This window comes from Dietzia sp. DQ11-38-2 (assembly GCF_014145055.1).
Taxonomy (GTDB): Bacteria; Actinomycetota; Actinomycetes; order Mycobacteriales; family Mycobacteriaceae; genus Dietzia.
This window is the reverse complement of sequence record NZ_JAALDW010000522.1, coordinates 16,644-37,638: the sequence shown is the minus strand read 5'-3', so window position 1 is coordinate 37,638 and position 20,995 is coordinate 16,644. Positions and strand designations below refer to the sequence as shown.

The window sequence follows — 20,995 nt, the reverse complement described above, 5'->3', positions numbered from 1 at the left end:
GGCAGTCCGGAGATCGGCGCGGCGCCCAGGCCGACCTTCGTGATGACCGAGGTCAAACCCATCGTGAAGAAGATCGGCTGCAGGGTCGCGGCAAAGGAGCGCTGCTGCCAGTTGGTCGCCTGCGCGTAGACGAGCATCGCGGGCGCGGCCACGCCCACGGCGGTGTTGAGGAATCCCCCGGCGGTGCCGGCCATCGCGGCGGGGATGGCGCCGCTCACCGGCGGGATGCGCACGAGGGCCGTGGTGAGGAGGGTGGCCAGTAGGACGGTCCCGATGATCACCTCGAGCGAGCTGCGGTCGGCGGCGCCCACCAGGAGCGCGCCGGGGACGGACCCCACGACGATCAGGGGCGCGAGGCGGATGTACCGCTGCCAGTCGATGTCGTGGCGCAGCGTGATGCCGATGAGCACGGCGGAGACGGTGGTGGTGAGGTTGGTCAGCAGCACCCCGGCGACGGGCCCGAGGAGCAGCGCGAGGGTGGGCGCCACCACCAGTCCGACCCCCATCCCGCTGACCCGCTGCAGGACCGTGCCCAGGATGACGGCCGCCGCCGCGACGATCAGCAGGAGCGGAGCGACGTCGGCGGGCACGGGGACCAGCATTCCAGGTGCGCCCGGACCGGCCGGGGGCGCCTGGTCCGGCTGCCCCGAGCCCCGTTCTGGCGCATACTCTCCCCATGCGATCCATCTGGAAGGGCGAGGTCTCCTTTGGTCTGGTGAACGTGCCGGTCAAGGTGTATTCGGCGACCGAGGACCACGATCTGCGCGCGCGGCAGGTGGACAAGAAGGACGGGGTGCGGATCCGCTACAAGCGGGTGCGGGACGACAACGGCGAGGAGGTCGAGTACTCCGACATCGCCAAGGCGTACGAGTCCGACGACGGCGAGACGGTGATCCTCACCAAGGACGATCTGGCGTCGCTGCCGGTGGAGCAGAACCACGAGATCGAGGTGACGGAGTTCGTCCCGGCCGATCAGGTGGATCCGGTGGCCTTCGACAACGCCTACTTCCTGGAGCCGGCGTCACGCTCCAACCGGGCGTATGTGTTGATGCGAGAGGCGCTGGAGTCCACGGACCGGTTGGCGATCTGCACGTTCACGCTGCGTAATCGCACCCGGTTGTGTGCGCTGCGGGTGTACAAGGACGTGCTGATGCTGCAGACGCTGCTGTGGCCGGATGAGATCCGCCCGGCGATCCTGGAGGGCCTGGACAAGGAGGCCAAGGTCCGGCCGCAGGAGGTCAAGATGGCGGCCTCGCTGATCGAGACCATGGCCGCGGATTTCGAGCCCGAGAAGTACGAGGACGACTACCAGAATCAGCTCAAGGAGCTCATCGAGGCCAAGGCCGCCGGTGGCGAGGCTTTCACCGTGGAGGAGCGCGAGGAGGCTAGCGACGACGACGGCGACGACGAGGTGGCCGACCTGCTCGCCGCCCTGCGCGCGAGCGTGAAGGACCGCGGCGGCAAGGCCGACGCCAGCGACGACGATGACGACGACGAGGACGCCGGCTCGCAAAAGAAGTCGTCCGCAAAGAAGAGCAGCTCGAGCTCGGCCAAGAAGACGGCAACCAAGAAGGCTCCCGCCAAGAAGGCAGCGGCTAGGAAGTCGACTGCCAAGAAGGAGCCCGCTAAGAAGTCGACCTCAAAGAGTTCCTCGGCCAGGAAGAGCACTGCGAAGAAGGCGCCGGCCAAGAAGAGCGCGTAGCGCCAATCACCGCCTCTAGAGCTCCCACTTCACGGGCTGGGAGATCACGTCGGCCAGGTAGCGGCGGTAGTACCGGGCGGAGCGCTCGACGAACACCTGCATGGCGGCTTCGGCCGCGTCCGGGTCGCGGCGGCGCATCGCGTCGAGCAGGTCGGACTGGAGTTCGGCCGCCTCCAGCCTCGTGGCGAGGGGGTGTTCACTCGGCTCGGCGTCGCGGACGAGGAGCCACAGGGTCTCCATGACGATCTTCAGTGCGGGGTTGCCGACCGCGTCGTAGACCGTGCGTTGGAAGAGCGCGTTGTTGAGCTGGAAGGCGTCGTGGTCGTGAGGGTCTTCGAGGATTCGGTCGAGGGCACCCTGCATGACGTCGATCTGGTGGTCGGTGACGGTCGCGGCGGCGGCGCGCGCGACGATCGGCTCGAGCATGAGCCGGACGTCGATCACGTCGCTGATGGTCGCGCCGTTGATCTGGAAGAACAGCTTCATCGTCTGGCCCAGCGACTCGAGCTGCGGAATCGTGGCGATGGGGCCGCCACCGATGCCGGCTTTGACCGTCACCAGGTCGCGGCTCTCGAGTAGCCGGAGTGCCTCCCGGACAGTGGTACGCCCGACGTCGTACTCCTCGACCATTTCCTTCTCGGTGGGGAGACGATGCCCCTCCACGAGGCCGCCGGAGAAGATCTTCTCGGCGATGAGGTTTCCCACCCGCGCGGACAGCTTGCGCCCGCGCGGGTGGGGGGTGTCGGATCCTCTGGGGCTCATCGCTCTCCAGCGTATCGGGCGCGCGGAGTGCTGATGGCGCTAGTGGACCGGTGCCATCTCGGGGCGCTCCTCGTCGACCTCGGGGAGATCGGACGCCTTGTACAGCGCACCTCGGATCGTGAGGAGGGTCAGTCCGCCGATGATGCTCGCTCCGATGAGGAAGTAGGCGGGTGACAGGGGGTCGCCGGTCCGGTCGATGAGCCAGGTCGCGATGTACGCCGCGGTTCCACCGGCCACCACAGTCGCGAGGTTGAAGCCCAGCGCCACGCCGGTGAGGCGCACCCGGGAGTCGAACAGCTCGGGGAACACGGGGGCCGTGCTGACCTGGATGAGCGGCGTGCACACGGCGAAGAAGGCGAAGGCCAGTCCGGCGACGGCGAGCCCGTTCCCGGTCATCAACGACATCGCGGGGTAGGCGAACACGGCCGCCCACAGCAGGCCGATGGTGAGCATGGTGCGGCTGCCGAAGCGGTCGACGAGGAGGCCTGCGATCGGCATGAGGGAGGCCACGAACACGATCACGCCGGCTGCGGTCCACGTGACCGCGGTCTGGCTGTATCCGCCCTCGCGGACGAGGTGGATGCCGATGTAGGTGAGCACCATGTAGCCGGTGGCGTTCTGGGCGATGCCCAGACCGAAGACCTGCAGGACCTGGAACGGCTGGCTGGCGAGGAGTTCCTTGAACGGGGACTTGGCCAGATCGGCGGAGGCGGCGGCCTCCTCGAACTCGGGGGTGTCCTCGATGCGCGACCGGAGCCAGAGGCACAGCAGGAGCAGGGGCAGTCCGGCGATGAAGGGGATCCGCCAGCCCCAGCTCGTCATCTGGACATCGGAGGTGAGGGCAGAGGTGGTGGCCACGACGATCGCGGCGAGGGCGAAGCCGGTGTTGGAGCCGAGCGCGACGATGGATCCGCCCAGTCCGCGACGCCGGGGCCCGACGATCTCGTAGACGTAGGTCAGCGCCCCGCCGAGCTCTCCACCTGCGGAGAACCCCTGGGCCAGACGGGCGATGACGAGCAAGGTCGGGGCGAGGACGCCGACCGCCGCGTAGGTGGGGAGGAACGCCATGATCAGGGTGGCGACGCCCATGAGGATCACGGAGACGAGCAGGGCGCGCTTGCGGCCGTAGCGGTCGCCCAGGCGCCCGAAGAACAGTCCGCCGATCGGTCGCATGAGGTAGGCCGAGGCGAACACGGCCAGGCTGGCGAGAAGGGACGCGGTGGGGTCGTCGCTCGGGAAGAACAGCGGGCTGACGACGACGGCGAGGTAGGCGTAGACGGTCAGGTCGTAGTACTCGACCACGGTTCCGATACCTGCGGCCGCAACGGACCGTCGCTTCGTGGGCTGAGCTTGTGTCAAGTGAATCACCTTCTCGGTGAGGGGGATTGGGGGAGTCATCGCCTGGCAAAACATGTGCATATTTAGGGAGACGTGGGTTACTGTAGAGGGACACGATCCGATTCGGCAAGCATTTCGCGAAGGAGGAGATATGCGACCCACCCGATTGCCCGACGACCGCAGCGTGGCCGCGTTCCGCGCGGCGGGCCACTGGCAGGACCGGCCACTGGACCACTACCTGGACCGTGCGGCCCGCCTCTGGGGCGAGCGCACCGCGGTGGTGGACGGCGACCGACGGGTGTCGTTCTCCGAGGTCAACCGGGACGCGATGCGTCTGGCCGCAGCGCTCATCGAGCGCGGGGTGCGGTCGGGAGACGTGGTCTCCTTCCAACTCCCCAACTGCGCCGAGGCGGTGGTCGTCTACCACGCGCTGCACCGGATCGGCGCGGTGGTGAACCCGATCGTCCCGATCTACCGCGAGCGCGAGGTGACGTTCATCGCCACGCAGGCGCGGTCGAGGGTGGCGATCATCCCGGGCGTCCACCGGGGGTTCGACTACGCGGAGATGTATCGGGGGCTCGCCCCGGACCTGCCCGATCTCGAGCTTGTCATCACCACCGATTCCGACCGGCGCGAGGGCGTCGAGACGCTGGCCTCCCTGCTCGACTCGGTCACGGATGATCAGGTGGACCGGGTGCACGCCCTGCCGTCACCCGACCCGGACGACGTCTGCCTCCTGCTCTACACCTCGGGCACCACCGCCGACCCCAAGGGTGCGCTGCACAGCCACAACACGCTGGTCTTCGAGAACCGGTCGATGATCGACACGTTCGGGCTCACCGCTCAGGACGTCATCTTCAACCCCTCGCCGGTCACCCACATCACCGGCGTGAACTGCGCCCTGACGCTCCCGTTCCTGCTCGGTGCGCCGGTGGTCCTCCAGGATGTGTGGGACTCCCAGAAGGCCCTGCGGCAGATCCGGACCGAGCGGGCGAGCTTCATGATCTTCGCGACCCCGTTCCTTCGCGGGCTGCTGGACGCCGCGCGGGACTCCGGCCTCGAGACGCCGTCGATCCGCTACATCATCTGTGGGGGAGCGGACATCCCGGATGCGCTCGTCACGGAGGCGGACGAGCGGCTGGGGACGATCACCCGGATGTACGGCGCGACCGAGGGGCCCTCGGTGACCTCGGCCAACCTGGCGGACGGCCCGGAGCTGCGCAAGTACTCGGACGGCCGGGTGTTGGCGCCGACGGAGGTGGTCGTCGCCGATGAGGCCGGCCGAGCAGTGGAGACCGGTCAGGTCGGCGAGGTCCTGTGGCGGGGCCCGGACACCTTCCTCGGCTACCTCGACGCCGCGCTCAACCACGACGCCTTCACCGAGGCCGGGTTCTTCCGCACCGGCGACCTCGCCCGCGTTGACGAGCGCGGCGGCATCCACATCGTCGGGCGCATCAAGGACATCATCAATCGCTCCGGCGAGAAGATCAGCACACACGACGTGGAGAACCAGCTCAGCGAGCATCCGCTGGTCGTCGAGGTCGCCGTGGTCGCCGGCCCGGATCCCGTCACGGGGGAGCGGGGCTGCGCCTTCGTCGTCACCCGGGGCCGGGCCGACCTGTCGCTGGAGGAGGTGCGGCAGTTCCTCGTGGACCGGGGGGTCGCCGTGCAGAAGGTCCCCGAGAGCGTGTTCGTGGTGGACGCCCTGCCCAAGACGGCCAGCGGGAAGATCCAGAAGTTCGCTCTCCGTGACTTCACGCGGGACAGATCCACCGCCCCCGAGCAGATGGCGGCCACGAGTCTCGTGGCCGTCCACGAGAGGTGAGAGAGATGGCACCGACTATCACGACGACGACGAGGACCGCGGTGGCGGATCCGGTGACGGTCACCGAGGTCCGCGAGGGCATCGCGCTGGTCGAGTTGACGCGCGGCAAGGTCAACGCGCTCGACGGTCACGCGTACCGCAGGATCGCCGAGACCTTTGACGCGCTCTCCGATGACGAGTCGTACCGCGCGGTGATCCTCACGGGCCGTGGGAGGGTCTTCTGCGCCGGCAACGACCTGAACGAGTTCCGGACGATGGACGGCGGGAACGGCGATGCCGCGATGCGTGACGCCCGCCGCGCCTTCTTTGCCGTGATGGAGTGCAGGCTGCCGGTGATCGCGGCGGTCAACGGTCCGGCACTGGGCAGTGGGATGGGGCTGACGGCGAGCGCCGACCTCGTGGTGGCCTCGGACCGGGCGACCTTCGGCCTGCCCGAGATGCAGGTCGGTGTCCTCGGCGGAGGCCGGTTAACCGCGCGGATGCTTCCCGAGCAGGCCATGCGCAGGATGTTCTTCACCGCCGAGGCCGTGGACGCCGCGACGTTCCGGAGCTGGGGTGCGCCGATCGAGATCGTGCCCCATGCCGAGCTGAGGGACAGGGCGATGGAACGCGCCGAGGTGATCGCGAGCAGGAGCAGGTATGCCCTGACGCTCGCCAAACAGTCGCTCAACGGGTGCGAGGGGATGGACATCCGGAGCGGGTACGAGCTCGAGCAGTCCTACACCGTCCGGCTCTCCGAGCATCCGGATTCCACGGCCGCCGTCGAGCAGCGGCTCGCGGCGATGAAGGGAGTGACCACATGACGGCGACAGTGATCCCCGCGGAGACAGGGCAGGACGGCGCCGAGGACCTGAGGGCGTTCGAGGCCGCGAGTCGCGCCTGGCTCGACTCCCGCCTGCCCCGGCGGGACGCGGCAGAGCAGGCTCCGAAGTACTCGATCTTCCACAACCTCGGTCACGAGGACGAGAGGGCGTTGATCGATGAGGGACGCGCGTGGCAGGCCGAGCGGGTGGGCGCCGGCTTCGGCGCCATGACGTGGGCCCCGCAGTGGGGCGGCCGGGGTCTGACCGCGAGCCACGAGCGGATCTACGCGGGCGTGGAGCGTGAGTACCTCACCCCGGAGCGGCACGAGAACATCCTCGTCACGGTCGAGCTGGTGGCGCCGACGCTCCTCGAGCTGGGCAGCGACTGGCAGCAGGAGCGGTTCATCCGCCCGTTCCTCCGCACGGACGAGCTGTGCTGCCAGCTGTTCTCGGAACCGGGTGCGGGATCGGACCTCGCGGGGCTCTCCACGCGCGCTGTCCGCGACGGGGAGAGCTGGCGCGTCAACGGACAGAAGGTGTGGAGCTCGGGCGCGCAGTTCTCCGAGTGGGGTCTGCTCATCGCCCGGTCGGACCCGGCCGCGCCCAAGCACAAGGGCATGACGGCGTTCATGGTCCCCATGGGCCTCGAGGGCGTCGAGGTGCGTCCGATCCGTCAGATGTCGGGCGGGTCGACGTTCAACGAGGTGTTCCTCACCGACGTCGTGCTGCCGGACGAGTTCCGGGTGGGCGAGGTGGGCGACGGTTGGCGGGTCGCGCTGACCACCCTCGGCTTCGAGCGTCAGTCCAGCGCGGGGATTGTCGACGCCGGCGGCAACACTGCCGACCTCATCCGGCTGGCGACCTCGCTGGGCATCACCGGGGCACCGGAGGTCCGCGGACGGATCGCGGAATCCCACCTCTACGAGCGCGCCCAGGCCCTGCTGGTCGCCCGGTACGCCGAGCTGGAACAGGCCGGCGCGGTGCCGGGCGTCGAGGGGTCGATAGGGAAGCTCGTGTGGACCCAGAACCTCAAGCGGGTGGGGGACGCGGCGGCGTCGTTCCTCGGCCACCGGATCCTCGCCGACACCGGCGAGGCGGACACGTTCGCCTGGACCCAGCATCTGCTGGGCGCCCCGGGCTATCGGATCGCCGGCGGTTCGGACGAGATCCAGCGAAACATCATCGGTGAGCGCGGGCTCGGACTGCCGCGCGAGCCCCGGTAGGAGGCGGACATGCCCATCAACCTCAGCACAGAACAGAAGGACCTGGCCGAGACGCTCGACGATGTGTGGTCGGGGATCGCGCCCGGGCACGACGTGTGGCCGTCGATCCGCGAGCTCGGGCTCACCGAGATCCCGTTCCCCGAGGCCACGGGTGGCGCCGATGGCACGTTCCGGGACCTGACCGTGGTCATGACGGGTCTCGGCCGCACTCTGGGGTCGGCGCCCTACCTCTCCTCCGTCGTGATGGCCGGCCTCGCGCTGCTCGACGCCGCTGACCGGGACACGCGCGCCGAGCTCCTGCCCGGGATCGTGTCGGGCGCGCGGACCGCCGCCCTGGTCTGCGGGCCGGGGATCGTCACCTCGTCCATCCGCGGCGAGGTCGCGGGGGAGCGGGAACTGAGCCTGACGGGGGTACAGCACGCGGTCGTTGACGGGGAGAGCGCGGAACTCCTCGTCGTCGTCACACACGGCCCCGACGGCACCGAACTCGCCCTGGTCGAGGGTTCGGCGCCCGGCGTGCGACGGTCGGTCGGCGAGCAACTGGACGGCACGCGCCAGCTCGCGACCGTCGAGTTCGACGGGGCGACGGCGCGCCGTATCTCGGGACCGGGTGTCGCGTCGCGTCTCGAGGAGGTGCGCTCACGCGTCCTCATCGCCCTGGCCGCGGAGCAGGTGGGCCTCGCGCGGAGGTGCCTGGAGATGGCGGTGGAGTACGCCGGGACGCGTCAGCAGTTCGGGCGGACCATCGGCTCCTTCCAGGGGATCAAGCACAAGCTCGTCGACCTCCTCGTTGCCATCGAGTTGGCTGAGGTCACGGTGCTCGACGCGTCGAGTGGCGCCGAGCGGGGTTGTGACGAGTCAGGAACTGCCGAGCCGGGAGGGACAGAACTGGCCGTCCGCGCCGCGGCGGCGCGCGTGCTGGCCTCACGAGCGGCGATGACGGCAGCGGAGGAGGCGATCCAGGTGCACGGCGGAATCGGATTCACTTGGGAGCATCCGCTGCACCACTACTTCCGGCGGGCCAAGGCCGATCAGCTTCTGTTCGGCGACGAGTACCCGTATGTGCAGTCCATGGGGGAGTCTCTGGTTCTTGGCCGAGAGGTGACGCGCCCGAGGCGTGTCAGTGAACCGGCCTGACCGGGGCTGTCGGCCGTTAGCTGACGGTTGTGGAGTGCGCGTGGGGTTCCTATAGTGGTTCTCAGTCGGAGGCAACACTGACCCCCCCTCACGTTGCCACCGACTGCGCCTCGATGCGCGGTTTACGCTGACCACCCCCGGTCGCGGACGTGCATCGTGCGACAGAGTCGCTGGCGGCCGTCGGACCCCCCTCCACGGCCGCTGGCGATTCGCTTTTCCAGGTGTTCCTCACGGGATTTAGCGTCAGCAAGCAGGTTTAACTAGCGCTTTGAGGTAGCCCCCGGACTCGTGCAACAAGGCCTTCTTCCTTGACTTGGATAGTGGGCGGGGAGTGTCGGTCACGTAGACGGCGCCATCAAAGCACTGCTCAAAGTAGATCCGCACCCGTGATACGTGGCTCCAACTTGTCACCACAAGTATCGACTCCCACCCCCGTTCGCGGGCGATCCGGGTCGCAGCAGTTGCCTCACCCTCCGTGGTATCAATATCGGGCGTAAAGCACTCGACTTCAACGCCCCGCGCTTTGCCGGCGAGGATCCTAGCGGATGCGCAGTCGGGGTCCAAGTAATGGACGTACTGGGCGTTTGCCCCAGGTGGCCGGGAGGCCAGTATGTGGTCCGAGACCTTCGTCGCAGCGAGGTGACGAGCATAGAAGTAGCGGTCGTCGTTTGCGCCCGCTACCACCACTATTGCATCTACGCGCCCGGGAGAGTCGACCCGCGGATGGAGGACCGCGCTGCTGGCCGATAGGCCCGCTGCGGTCAGCACAAGCACGAAGAGTGCCGTGGCGACAACCGCCGCGCGGCGGCGGAAGAATCGGCTTCTCACCGGAACTAGGTTACGGAGACGACCTGAGCGCAGACCCCAAGAACCCGCAGTCCGCGACGCCCGCGCCAGGTGAAGTCATGTTTATCGTGTGAACGATGGCTTCTGAGCCGCGCCTCAGCAAAGTAGTGTCAGCCTTCTGCTCGAGTTCACGCTGGCTGGCTCGGGTTTATGCTGCAACTGACTTGAGGAAGGACCCTGGAGTGGATCTGCGGGACCTGTTGGCTGTCTTCCGTGCCCGCTGGATGGTCATCGTGGCTGCCACCCTTGTTGGAGGCCTACTGGGGTTGGGATTGAGCCTCATGACCACCCCGATTTACGAAGCTAGAATCCAGTTCTACGTCACAGCATCGGTAGGCGACTCAGCCGCGGCTGTTTATCAGGGCTCTTTGGGCGCGCAACAGCGGGTGCGTTCCTACGCAGAACTGGTCGGAAGCTCGACGATCGCGCAAGATGTTGTAGAGGTGTCTGGGATCGACCGAACTGCCAGAGAGGTCGCGGACGCCGCCAGTGCCACCGCTGATGCGAACACCGTCCTTCTTGCAGTGACCGTAAAGGACACGGACCCCGACCGTGCTCTGCGGATCGCGGAGGGATATGGCCAGGTCCTACCCGCTGCTATCAACCAGCTCGAGGTTCCGGATGGCGGCGGACCAGCATTGGCCAAACTCACTGTAGTGAACCCCCCGGCTCTCCCGACGTCTCCGGTGGCGCCAAAAACCGAGCAAAACGTAGCGATCGGCTTCGTTCTCGGTCTACTCGGCGGAATGATGATTGCGCTTCTTGTTAATACACTTGACCGAAGGGTCAAGTCCAAGGACCAGCTTGAAGAACTCACCGGCAAGCCGGTAGTGGGTTCGATACCCTTCCGTAAGGACGAGGACAGGGACGGCGAATCGGCTCACCTTGTTCCATTTCGCACGGGACATTCCCCGGCGGCGGAGTCCTTCCGGCGGTTGCGCACAAATCTACAATTCCTCAATGTGGACCATCCACCACACGTCATAGTGGTGACTTCCTCAATCGCCATGGAGGGAAAGTCCGAAACCGCGATAAACACTTCGCTTGCGCTTGCTGAGGCGGGAAACAGCGTTCTTCTGATCGAGGCGGATCTTCGCCGACCGCTTGTCGTCCAGTACATGTCCATGCCCGACAAAGTCGGCTTGACGAATATTCTTTCCGGTCAGGCCAATTTTGCCGACGTGGTTCAGGCGACGCGACATGCGGGAGTGGAATTGCTGGCTTGCGGGCCTCTTCCGCCAAACCCCTCGGAGCTTTTGGCCTCAGATACTGCCCGGTTACTTTTCGAAGATCTTAGACGCCGCTACGACTACGTGATTATCGACTCCCCGCCCCTTTTGCCCGTCACTGATGGCGCTCTGATCGCTCAGATTTCTGACGGAGCACTTCTAGTGGTCCGAACCCACCGCACGACTACTGACCAAGTCGCGCAGGCCGTCGACAATTTGAAAAAAGCAGACGCAAAACTTCTGGGCGTAGTGACTGTAGCGAATAAGCCCGCGAAGAAGGGGACGAACGGTTATTACGACTCTTACTACTATTCGTCTAGCACGCGAAACTCCGCACGGGAGGAATAATGGCCGCTCGAAAAGAAGTCGTGCGCTCTTACGTTGAGGAGGGAGAATGACTCGCAGCGCTCGGTTGATTCGGAGCAGCCGCTCGGAGGGCGAAGTTGGCGTCATTGCTTTTTCACCGTGGATGCCCATTGACGCGCTTGTTTGGCTGGTTATGCTTCTGGTTGCGCTCTGGATGCGTTACGACTTCGCGCTCGACCAACTAGCTGCAACGCTAGGTATGTCCCGATTCTACTTGGTTCTCCTCGGCGTCGTTGCGCTGAGCTGGGGCGCAGGTTGGTTGGCAGGGCTCTATCGTGGTCGGTTTGTTCCAGGCAGTCTGCTAGAGACCAGCGTTCTTATTGTCGTGTTCGCTGGAGCCTCTTTCGTGGTGTTCGCGGGGCACATCGCTAGCGGAGACTACGAAGGGGTTCCGAGGTCTACACCGCTAGTTGCAGGGGCGTTCACAACGCTCGCAGCGCTGGTGCTTAGGTCGCTGGTGCGTCGAAAAGAATTATTCGGCGCCGGAGCGACTGCTGACGCTGAGCCCGTCTTAGTATTCGGAGCTGGAGACGGGGGACGCCAGTTGGTGAGCCAGCTGCGTCGATCCAGCGTTTCAAAGTTCCGCCCGGTGGCAATCCTGGATGACGACCCCACTAAACAGGGCATGGTCGTTGACGGGATCAGAGTCCGAGGAACGCGCGCGCACATTGCAGATTTCGCGAGCAAGTTCGGCGCGGGAACTTTGTTGGTGGCGGTTCCCAGCTTACCCGCGGAAGAATTGATCGATGTCCGTGATCGCGCAGAAGAGGCGGGGCTTCATGTTCTGGTCTTGCCGCCGATTGATCGATTGATGAATTCCCGCGTAGCTGCCGATGAATTGCGAGGGATAAACGTCACTGACCTTTTGGGTAGGTCGCCGGCACGGCTCAATCAAACCCAAATAGCTAACTACATGCGCGGAAAGCGGATACTGGTCACGGGCGCAGGTGGATCAATCGGCTCGGAACTGTGCCGCCAATTGGTCAGGTTTAGGCCTGGAGAACTGATGATGCTCGATCGTGACGAATCGGGTCTACACGCGGTTCAGTTGTCCATACAGGATCAAGCGATGCTCGACGGCGAAGACACAATTCTTGCCTCAATACGGGACCGAAGTTCGATCGCTGAGATATTCCTGCAACGGCGACCGCAAATAGTCTTTCATGCCGCGGCGCTCAAGCACATGCCGCTGCTGGAGCACTATCCCCTTGAGGCTCTGAAGACCAACGTACTGGGGACCCTGAATCTGTTGGACGCAGCGGAGGCAAGCGGGGTCGAGACCTTCGTTAACATCTCGACCGACAAAGCTGCCAGTCCGACGACAACGCTGGGGACGAGTAAGAGGATCGCAGAACGATTGACAGCTGCTCGAGCTGTAGCGGCGCGAACCGGCAAGTATGCGTCAGTACGCTTCGGGAATGTTCTCGGTTCCCGGGGTTCAGTCCTCACTGTGTTCGAGAAACAAATCAAGGATGGCGGCCCGGTGACCGTCACAGACCCAGAGGTGAGCCGTTACTTTATGACTATCCCTGAAGCCTGCCAGTTAGTATTACAAGCTGCAGTCGTGGGCGATTCAGGCGACACCCTAGTCCTTGATATGGGCGAGCCGGTAAAGATCGCAGAGGTCGCTAAGACTCTGATACAGCAGTCCGGGAAAGACATTGAGATTGTCTACACCGGATTGAGAGACAATGAGAAGGCAGTGGAAGAACTATTCGACGAAACGGAGGTTCCGATCTATGGAAAGAAACACGAATCCATTTCTCAGGTCCGCGTCGCCCCAGTTCATTTGACCCCAGACCAGCTAACAGCCTTTGATGACCATGAATCGGCCCGACAATGGATGCGAATCCAAGCGCGCTCTTCTATTGAGCTGCAGGAGAATCGCTGACACGAGCCCGAAAGAACGAACTGTTACCCTCTAGCGCTGGGCGACAAAAGCTACTACAGCGAGGAAATTCCCTACCAGACAGCTATCTTTCACGCTGGTCACTTGTAGCGGCGCCCAAAAGTCATACTATGTGATCGCGATAGAATTAGAGAATGCCAAGTTAATGCCCGAGTAGCCAACTAGTCGTGAGTTTGTGGGTAAGGACGCTCGAGTCGCCCATGAATATCGTGGCGCGATGCAAGCGCGGTTGCAGAATTGAAAGAACCCAGCTTATCGGAAAGTAAGTCTATGGCGAGCGTGGCCACATCTGGCAAGGTTCAAGTGATGATTTATCTCGGCCTCATCTCAATGGTCCCGTTGCTGCCACGCGTCACATTCGGTGGAGTGGCAACACTAGTCACGATGATTTACATTTCCGTCCTCTTTGCGGTTACATTGATCTCAACTGTCTATGGGGCCGCCTACCAGCGAGTTATACTTTTCCCGGGGTACTTTCACTTAATAGTGGTGCTTACTTTCGCATACGCCATATATGCAGCGCGTGTGCTAGTAACGCAAGAGTATTCCGAACTGAGCCACGTGGCCTCTAGATTCATCCTCCTCTTGCTGGCAGCATGCTTCTGCCATATTTTCCGAACCGTATCATTGGAAGATCTGCTCGGATGGTACTCGATAGGAGCGGCCGCCCTTGCGACTTTGGCCCTGTATATTTCGATCACCGGAGCTACGTTCTTAGAAGCTCCACGGCCCTCCCGGGATTTAGGTATAGTCTTACCTTTCATGAAAACCGCCGGCGTTCCCAGAAGCTTCGGAGAACAGGGCATCGTGGTCGCGATCGTTTTGGCCTTTGTTTTGGTCTTCTGGTCAAGTCTGACTAAGACCAAGCGCGTTCTCGCACTTGCGACCGTCTTGAGCCTACAGTTGACTGGGCAATCTCGTAACATGCTTCTTTCGATGGTACTCGTGATCGTCGCTTGGTTTCTGATTCGGAGTGGCGCCAAGGTTATCGTCGCCGCGACTGTGCTCGTGCTTTCAGCTACAAGCACTTTCTTAATGGAACAAGTCTATCCGAGCTTAGCGGAGACCGATGTTGGCTCATCGATCGTTGGAGACGGCGTTCTTGAGACTAATGTCACAGCTCGGTTCCGGCTTGTAGATGGCGCGACCCAACTTATATCGAATGACCCTATTAAAGCACTGGCGGGGTGGTCGCACTCTGAATGGCTTGTCGTTGCACCACTTGGTCTAGAGAACAATATTCACAATCATTTTGTCGCGCTATTGATTTATTTGGGTGTCCCGATAGGAATTCTCACGATCGCTTTCTTTTTCGCAGTCCCGCTCTACCGAATTCTTAAGTCTTATACGCGCACTTCATGCGCTAGCGCGAACCGTAACTCGGTTTTTGTTGTGGTGTCAGGATGTGGGGTACTATCCAGCCTTAATTTCTACGAAGGTTTCTTTTCCATTTCGCTTGCGATCTATGTGGGCCTTTTGTGGTCGATGGCCTACATTGATACAAGCATGGCGGGCCGCGAGCGCGCTGTAACGTACCCCAGTTGGAACGCAGCATGAGAGGCAAAAATGGGTTGGAATCGGTCTATCGAGAGTGCGCGTCGTGTCTACGGAGAGCTGGTTCGCGGTCGAACCCGGGTTAGAGTCGTCGACGCGCGCTGGGAGCCTGCCAGCACTGTGCCAAAGTTCGTCCTGTCGCCCTACCGCTCCGGCACAACACTACTGAGATACTGCCTGGACTCTCACCCTGCGATAGCTGTGCCTCCGGAGACTGACTACTTGGCTCACCTAGGCGCCCTTCTTCTTGAAGAAGCATCCTCAAAGGGACTCCAAGATCTTGGATATGACGCTGAAGCTCGCCGTGAGGCTGTAGGCGGTTTTGGGCGGGCGTTTCTCGATACTTATGCATCGAGCAAGAGTAAACCCGAGTGGATAGACAAGTCACCACGTTATGCCGAATGTCCCCTTGCCATCGACGCACTGTACCCAAACGCGCGTTATGCGATTATGCACAGGCATCCGCTCGACCAGGTGTTCTCGTTCACTAAGGGAGGTCGATATATTCCGTCGGCCCTAGCGAATCAGGAACTTGAAGAGGGCACGAACCTGGTTCTAGCGGCGGCCAACTACTGGAGTCGAGTTTCTTCCAGCTTGGCGAGCTTCGCGGTCGCAGTTGACTCTCGCGCAACTACGATCTTCTACGAAGATCTCTGTGACTTCCCTCGGGAGACGCTTCGCAGTGCCCTTGAGGGTTTCCGGGTTGAGTGGGACGAGTCTGTGCTGAATTATCATCTGCACGATCACGACTTGGGAAGGGAAGCTGGCCGTGTACAGGGGACCGTTGGATTCTCCAAATCCTCTAAGGCTTGGGAATCGTGGCCGACTGGCCTAGTCGATGAAGTTTGGGGCAGTGTGAGTGAGACTGCCGAAAGGCTGGGTTACCGGCGAGATGGTGGCCGACAATGAACCCAGAGCGTTCCCGTCGAGTGATTGGAGTAGATATGAACCGCGTCATATATGTTGGCGGATACGGCCGTAGCGGCTCGAGTCTAGTCGATCGTCTCGTGGCCACGAGGGTTGGTGGATTTTCAGGCGGAGAATTGTTCAGCCTTTTCATTTGGGCAGCGAAGCGCAGGGACTGCTCATGTGGTCAGACTGTAAATAATTGCCCATTTTGGAAACCCATTATTCAGAACGCTGTTGACGCATCTGGGGAGAGCCTTTCGATGTTATCAGCTACGTTGGCCGACAGCGAATTTAGTAAATCGCCTAGCAGCCTTTGGAGGGTTGCTTGGGAGTCTGTTTTCGCATCGTTAGCGGAAGCAGGTTTCGAGGTTGTAATTGATTCAAGCAAGAATGCCAACGGCCGACGGCGTGCGAGAATGCTGAACGACTTGGTCGGCGTGCAAACGGTCGTCTTCCTTCATGTGCATCGCCGTCTGCCGGCCGTGGTGCATAGTAGAATGAAAGGGAACAATAGGGCACTTGAGCTAAAGGCTAGTGCGCCGCGTGATCGTTTCGCTGTTCTACGATGCGTAGCTGGTTGGTCGATTGCGAACCTTTACGCCGCTTGGTCAGGTCCACGCTCTGCGTTGGAATATAGATGCCTAAGCTACGAAGAGATAGTCGCTACAGAAGGCGAGATTGTATTCGAATCTGTTTCCGAACGGTTTGCTGCGTTCTCGGGTAGTCAGCCGGAGAGTTTTCATAATATTGCCGGTAACCGGATGCTTAGGTCGTCGGACTCAATCTCAATACGCCTAGATGATCAGTGGAAAGAGAATCTACCTGTGGCGATTAGGCTCATTTGTGTTTCAATCGAGCGTCCTACGCTCGCTGCGATGCAGATTCTTTCTAAGGCAAGTAGGTTGGGAATCCGCAGTTTATAGCGTTATTGCTCTGGCCCAGGTGACCTCCGCCGGTCCTTTTTTTCTGGAGTTTGGCCGGCGTTCGCTGTTTCCGCTTGCATATCGAGCCAAATGCGAGCAGTGTTCAGCCGTACTTCGGGAGATGCATTGAATTCATTAGGTGCGGCGATTATACTTTCCGGCCGCGTTGTTCTGGTGCTAAGTCAAGTTGTAATCTTGGTGCTGGTAGCGCGTTTTGAAGGAGCGGCCGAAGTTGGCCGTTATACATTGGCGCTAGCGATATGTAGTCCAGTGTTGGTTTTCGCTCACTTCAGGCTCCGCGACTACTTATCGTCGCACCCAGTAGACCGCGACACTTTGGCGGCGTACAGTCGTTCGCAGTTTGTTGTTGGGGTATTTTTTTCGGGCCTAGTTGTTACAATCTCGTCGATCGTTTACGGTGTCGACTTTGGTGTGCTCGCGGGTGCTCTTGCAGCCAGTAAGATTGTCGAAAACAGCATATTCTGCGCCAACGGTCTAGCGGCACGTGCGGGTCGCCATGTTGCTATGTCGAAGTCGACAATCATACGAGCCGTTTTGAACGTAGCTTCGGTATTGGTTGGAATGCTAACTTTCGGATTGGCTTTCGGTTTGTTTCTGACGGCTGCGTTCTGGACCGTTCAGTACTTCGTTTATGACAAGAAGCTGGCTGCTTCCGGTGTGGACCCGGGCGAAGGGTCCCAATCGGAGACTCGGCTTGATCTGGCGTCTCTCATGACTCTCGGTGCCTCGGCCTTCTTGACGCTGCTTTCGCCGACACTCGTGAGAATAGCTCTAGAGGCGTTCGGCAGCTTGGAGGCGCTCGGCAGATTTGCAATAGTTTCGTACTATATCCGCGTTGGTTCTGTTCTTTTTCAGTCAATCGGCCAAAGTTTTGCAAAAGAGATATCTTCACATGTCGTTGCGCAGGAGAAGGACCTGTTGGCTAAGCTGGTGTTTCGGCTTTTGTCGCTTTCGGCAGTTTTTGCTTTAGTATCTGGATTCGTTTTGGTGGTTTTTGGTGCGCCAGTACTGGCTTTCGTATTCGGCGAGGACGCACGACCTAGCCGAGCTCTGCTGTTTGCGATCAGTCTGGTCGGTGTTTTCGTGTTTGCCAACACAGCCATCGCTATTCCGGCCGTCGCCGTAGTCCCAAGTCGAAAGTTCGTTTTATACAATGTCGTTGCGACGTTGTTCACCGTAATGGTTGGGCCAGTACTGATAATCAAGGGTGGTGCGGTCGGTGCTGGTTTCACTTGGGCGATAGCGGCGGCCGTGCAGTTGTTTTTGGTTTGCTTGTTCATCAGGATGTGGAGAACCGCTCGATAGCCAGCTCTGAGAAAGTCTGCTTGTGCCGCTGCCACCGTCTTCCAACACTGGTCCGGCCCGTCGCTCTCGTTGTTTTTTGGTTTAGCGTGCGTTCATTCGCGCCTTGATTCTGCTGCAGTGGATGAGTGTCCTGAGGAGGTAGCGTCCGCGGTTGCGAAACCCCAGCGCTGTTTTGGGTAGATGTGGCAGATAGGGTGTCGACTGTGGGCGAATACTGACCCATGGGTGACGGGTGAATCGTAACGCGTCCCGACCCTGGGGGAGTGATTGCGGTGCAGCGGCGGGCCGAGATCGCCGCTTTCACAATAGCGAGGGCGTGCCGATTAAGGAGACCGCCAGGAGACTGCGGTGGCGCGGAACACGGTGCGCTCGGAGCTCGCCTTCTTTGGGGCCGCCGAAGTGCAAGCTCGCTTCGAAGGGATCCCTTGCCAATGCGTTTGAATCGCACTGGGTTGGGTGGAGTCTCCATCGTTTGGAAACGAGGATGGACTCATGCCGAAGGACACCAGTCAGGGGAAGCCGACCACGCGTCGCTACAGCCCTGAAGAGAAGGCCGCTGCGGTGCGGATGGTCAGGACCCTGCGAGCTGAGCTGGGCACTGATCACGGCACGGTGAAGCGAGTGGCAGCCCAGCTTGGTTACGGTGCTGAGTCCGTGCGGTCGTGGGTGCGTCAGGCTGACGTAGATGAGGGCCACGTGGCGGGGGTCAGCACGAGCGAGTCGGCGAGGATGAAGGCCCTCGAGCAGGAAGTCCGCGAGCTCAAGCGAGCCAACGAGATTCTCAAGAGGGCAGCGAGTTTCTTTGGGGCGGAGCTCGACCGCCAGCACAAGAAGTAGCCGCGTTCATCGACGCCAACCGCGACGATGTCGTCGCGGGTCGGCTTCTGGGGGTCGAGCGCATCTGCGCAGTTCTGCAGGTGGCCCCGAGTAGCTATTACGAGTTCAAGAAGCGGAAACCGTCCACGCGGTCGTAGCGTGATGAGGTCATGGGTCCAGTCGTGCGGCAGCTGTGGGAGGACAACTTCCGCGTCTACGGGGCACGAAAGATCTGGAAGGCGGCCCGGCGTGCTGGTCACGACATCGGCCGGGACCAGGTCGCCCGGCTGATGCGGGCCGGCGGGATCGAGGGCGTCCGGCGCAGCAAGCGGGTGCGCACCACAAGACCCGACCCGCGGGTGCCGCGCCATCCCGACTTGGTGCGTCGCGACTTCACCGCCACCGCGCCGAACCAGTTGTGGGTCACCGACCTGACATTCGTCCCGACCTGGGCCGGCGTCGCCTATGTCTGCTTCATTATCGATGCCTACTCGCGCACGATCGTGGGGTGGCGGGTTGCCTCACACATGCGCACCAGCATGGTCTTGGACGCGATCGAAGTGGCCCGCTGGTCACGCGGCACTCAGCTGGAGGGGTTGCGGTGTCATAGCGACGCTGGCAGTCAATTCACGTCGATCCGCTATGGCGAGCGCCTGGCCGAGATTGGCGCGGTGCCCTCGATCGGAACCGTCGGCGATTCCTATGACAACGCGCTGGCCGAGACCGTCAACGGCTATTACAAAGCCGAACTCATCCGCGGTCCTGCACGCGAGAGACGGCCCTGGAAGAGCGTCGAGGACGTCGAACTCGCCACCCTCGACTGGGTCTACTGGCACAACCACGACCGCCTGCACGGATACCTGCGCGACGTCCCACCAGCGGAATTCGAGGAAGCGTTCTACGCTACGAAACGGACTGACCAGACCCTGGTCGGAATCCAATAACCCGAGCCTCCATCAGACCCAGTGCGATTCAGTTCTTGCCGGAGAGCCGTCAGTTGCGCGCGGAGTATCCAACGATTCCAGCGGTTGTTGATCACTGAGCGGATCGCCAGCCCGCACTCGATGAGCGTGCTCAAGGACCATCTGCGAGAGATCCGCCCCGAGCACCGTCGGGGTGGCCCCGGGGGGCCGTGCCGAGCACAAGCCAGGTGGTTTGCAGAAGTGCGATCTGTGGTTCCCCAAGAAGCCGGTCCCGCTGGGCGTAGGTCAGGGCCCTCAGATGCCGGTGTTGGTAATTGCGCTCGCGTACTCGTGGCACATCTGGGCGACGAAGATCCCGTCCCGGATGACCGGGGACATTCTGGCCAGGATGTGGCTACTGCTGGGTCGGCTCTGCGTCGTAGCCCATCGCCTTTGGCGGGACTGCGAATCGGCGATCGCGACCGCAGCGGTCACGCCTGGCAGATGGGGCCTTTCGGTATCGCGGGTCCGGCGCGGTAGTACCGTTGGAGTGGCCCGGGTTTGACGGAGACATCAATTGCCCGGGAAGGGTCATCAAAACTATGGGAGCACCTCGGAAGTACCCGGATGAGCTTTGTGAACGCGCCACGCATGAAACGCTGGAAGCACAGGCCGACCCGATCGCCCACATGTTGCGATCGTGCGAGTAGCCGATCAGCTCGGCCTGCATCGCCAAGCATTACGGACCTGGGTGCGCAAGGCCCAGGCCGAGGGCCAGGACGCCTCGTCGGTGTCCGCCGATCGCGACGCCCGCCTGGCTTAGCCAGTGAAGGAGCACCCGTGAGCTCCGGCGGCCGTACACAGTCCGCAAGCAGGGGTCGGCTTTCTTCGCTGCGGAGCTGGATCGTCCACAGCGCTATAGGTCGAGTCCATTGACCACCACAATGACGCACACGGTGTACAGCCGATCTGCGATCCACTGGACGAGACCAGCGCCGAGATCGCGCCTTCGTCCTACTACGCCCGAAGCCCCGCCCGCCCCCAGCGCGGTCGGTCAGCGATGCCGTGCTAACCAAGATGTACGAGGGGAACTACCACATGTACGGCGTCCCGAAGATGTGTAAGGAGATGGGCCGCGTCGGCCACCAGGTCGCCCGTTGCACCGTCGATGGCCTCATGCGCGCCGAAGGCCTCAAAGGGATCCAGCGAGCCAAATCACCGCACTCCACCCGCCCGAAACCCAGGACTGCACGTCGTGTTGACGTAATGGAACGCAAGTTCGTCGCCGAGCGACCAAACCGGCTGTGGGTCGCGGACATCACCTACATCCGCACGTATAGCGGATGGCGTACGCGGCATTCATCACCGATGTCTATTCACGCATAGTCGTCAGGTGGCAGCTGTCCAAGAAGCTGGACATCGCGA

Annotated in this window: 16 protein-coding genes and 1 pseudogene; 12 read left to right on the top strand and 5 right to left on the bottom strand. The window is 62.2% G+C overall.

Annotated features, from left to right (window positions below; genetic code table 11):
• On the bottom strand, positions 1-590 hold a 590-nt coding region (locus tag G6026_RS16440; protein WP_347238131.1), incomplete at its 3' end, for a TSUP family transporter.
• Between the two features lie 86 nt (positions 591-676).
• Between G6026_RS16440 and G6026_RS16435 the strand changes: the two genes are divergently transcribed.
• On the top strand, positions 677-1,702 hold the full coding sequence (locus tag G6026_RS16435; protein ID WP_182613797.1) for a Ku protein: 1,026 nt from the start codon (positions 677-679) through the stop codon (positions 1,700-1,702).
• Between the two features lie 15 nt (positions 1,703-1,717).
• Here the strand turns inward: G6026_RS16435 and G6026_RS16430 are convergent, their stop codons facing one another.
• Together G6026_RS16430 and G6026_RS16425 are read right to left on the bottom strand one after the other, a co-directional pair.
• A complete protein-coding gene (locus tag G6026_RS16430) occupies positions 1,718-2,464 on the bottom strand; it encodes an FCD domain-containing protein (RefSeq protein ID WP_182613796.1) in 747 nt (248 codons plus the stop codon).
• A gap of 39 nt (positions 2,465-2,503) precedes the next feature.
• Positions 2,504-3,823: an MFS transporter gene (locus tag G6026_RS16425; protein WP_241725797.1), complete on the bottom strand. Its 1,320-nt coding sequence runs from the start codon at positions 3,821-3,823 to the stop codon at positions 2,504-2,506.
• A gap of 130 nt (positions 3,824-3,953) precedes the next feature.
• Between G6026_RS16425 and G6026_RS16420 the strand changes: the two genes are divergently transcribed.
• From G6026_RS16420 to G6026_RS16405, 4 genes are read left to right on the top strand one after another with little or no spacing between them, the layout of a single operon-like run.
• Complete coding sequence (locus tag G6026_RS16420) at positions 3,954-5,627, top strand: AMP-binding protein (protein ID WP_182613794.1); 1,674 nt, start codon at positions 3,954-3,956, stop codon at positions 5,625-5,627.
• A gap of 5 nt (positions 5,628-5,632) precedes the next feature.
• Entirely contained in the window at positions 5,633-6,430 is a 798-nt protein-coding gene (locus G6026_RS16415; protein WP_194305313.1) for an enoyl-CoA hydratase-related protein, read from the top strand.
• Positions 6,427-7,653 carry an acyl-CoA dehydrogenase family protein gene (locus G6026_RS16410; RefSeq protein WP_182613793.1) on the top strand — a complete coding sequence of 409 codons (1,227 nt, stop codon included), beginning with the start codon at positions 6,427-6,429 and terminating at the stop codon, positions 7,651-7,653. The genes G6026_RS16415 and G6026_RS16410 overlap by 4 nt, the downstream gene beginning before the upstream one ends.
• A 9-nt stretch (positions 7,654-7,662) precedes the next feature.
• Positions 7,663-8,790 carry an acyl-CoA dehydrogenase family protein gene (locus G6026_RS16405; RefSeq protein ID WP_182613792.1) on the top strand — a complete coding sequence of 376 codons (1,128 nt, stop codon included), beginning with the start codon at positions 7,663-7,665 and terminating at the stop codon, positions 8,788-8,790.
• Between the two features lie 243 nt (positions 8,791-9,033).
• Here G6026_RS16405 and G6026_RS16400 read toward each other — a convergent pair whose 3' ends face one another.
• Entirely contained in the window at positions 9,034-9,618 is a 585-nt protein-coding gene (locus G6026_RS16400) for an ElyC/SanA/YdcF family protein (protein WP_309230111.1), read from the bottom strand.
• A gap of 200 nt (positions 9,619-9,818) precedes the next feature.
• On the opposite strand from G6026_RS16400, the gene G6026_RS16395 reads away from it, so the two are divergent.
• The 6 genes and pseudogenes from G6026_RS16395 (at position 9,819) to G6026_RS16370 (ending at position 19,612) form a co-directional block, all read left to right on the top strand.
• Positions 9,819-11,213, top strand: coding sequence for a polysaccharide biosynthesis tyrosine autokinase (locus tag G6026_RS16395; RefSeq protein WP_182613791.1), 1,395 nt, complete (start codon positions 9,819-9,821; stop codon positions 11,211-11,213).
• Between the two features lie 46 nt (positions 11,214-11,259).
• A complete protein-coding gene (locus tag G6026_RS16390) occupies positions 11,260-13,122 on the top strand; it encodes a nucleoside-diphosphate sugar epimerase/dehydratase (protein ID WP_182613790.1) in 1,863 nt (620 codons plus the stop codon).
• 780 nt (positions 13,123-13,902) lie between these two features.
• Complete coding sequence (locus G6026_RS16385; protein ID WP_182613789.1) at positions 13,903-14,697, top strand: hypothetical protein; 795 nt, start codon at positions 13,903-13,905, stop codon at positions 14,695-14,697.
• 117 nt (positions 14,698-14,814) lie between these two features.
• The gene (locus G6026_RS16380) at positions 14,815-15,603 is read left to right on the top strand and encodes a sulfotransferase (RefSeq protein WP_182613788.1); all 789 of its coding nucleotides are present in this window, start codon (positions 14,815-14,817) and stop codon (positions 15,601-15,603) included.
• Positions 15,604-16,616: 1,013 nt separating this feature from the next.
• Positions 16,617-17,852, top strand: coding sequence for a hypothetical protein (locus tag G6026_RS16375; RefSeq protein ID WP_182613787.1), 1,236 nt, complete (start codon positions 16,617-16,619; stop codon positions 17,850-17,852).
• Between the two features lie 492 nt (positions 17,853-18,344).
• A pseudogene (locus G6026_RS16370) lies at positions 18,345-19,612 on the top strand (IS3 family transposase).
• Between the two features lie 273 nt (positions 19,613-19,885).
• On the opposite strand, the gene G6026_RS16365 reads toward G6026_RS16370, so the two are convergent.
• Positions 19,886-20,065, bottom strand: a complete 180-nt coding sequence (locus G6026_RS16365; protein ID WP_182613786.1) for a hypothetical protein — start codon at positions 20,063-20,065, stop codon at positions 19,886-19,888.
• A 202-nt stretch (positions 20,066-20,267) separates the two neighbouring features.
• On the opposite strand from G6026_RS16365, the gene G6026_RS16360 reads away from it, so the two are divergent.
• Positions 20,268-20,393 (top strand): transposase, encoded by a 126-nt coding sequence (locus G6026_RS16360; RefSeq protein ID WP_347238132.1) that lies wholly within the window; start codon positions 20,268-20,270, stop codon positions 20,391-20,393.
• Positions 20,394-20,995 lie beyond the last annotated feature (602 nt).

Bases quoted from the DNA above. Each gene is read 5' to 3' on its own strand.
- G6026_RS16375 (WP_182613787.1), top strand. From the start codon at position 16,617: ATGCGAGCAGTGTTCAGCCGTACTTCGGGAGATGCATTGAATTCATTA.
- G6026_RS16405 (WP_182613792.1), top strand. From the start codon at position 7,663: ATGCCCATCAACCTCAGCACAGAACAGAAGGACCTGGCCGAGACGCTC.
- G6026_RS16435 (WP_182613797.1), top strand. From the start codon at position 677: ATGCGATCCATCTGGAAGGGCGAGGTCTCCTTTGGTCTGGTGAACGTG.
- G6026_RS16430 (WP_182613796.1), bottom strand. From the start codon at position 2,464: ATGAGCCCCAGAGGATCCGACACCCCCCACCCGCGCGGGCGCAAGCTG.
- G6026_RS16410 (WP_182613793.1), top strand. From the start codon at position 6,427: ATGACGGCGACAGTGATCCCCGCGGAGACAGGGCAGGACGGCGCCGAG.
- G6026_RS16420 (WP_182613794.1), top strand. From the start codon at position 3,954: ATGCGACCCACCCGATTGCCCGACGACCGCAGCGTGGCCGCGTTCCGC.
- G6026_RS16385 (WP_182613789.1), top strand. From the start codon at position 13,903: ATGAAAACCGCCGGCGTTCCCAGAAGCTTCGGAGAACAGGGCATCGTG.
- G6026_RS16390 (WP_182613790.1), top strand. From the start codon at position 11,260: ATGACTCGCAGCGCTCGGTTGATTCGGAGCAGCCGCTCGGAGGGCGAA.
- G6026_RS16415 (WP_194305313.1), top strand. From the start codon at position 5,633: ATGGCACCGACTATCACGACGACGACGAGGACCGCGGTGGCGGATCCG.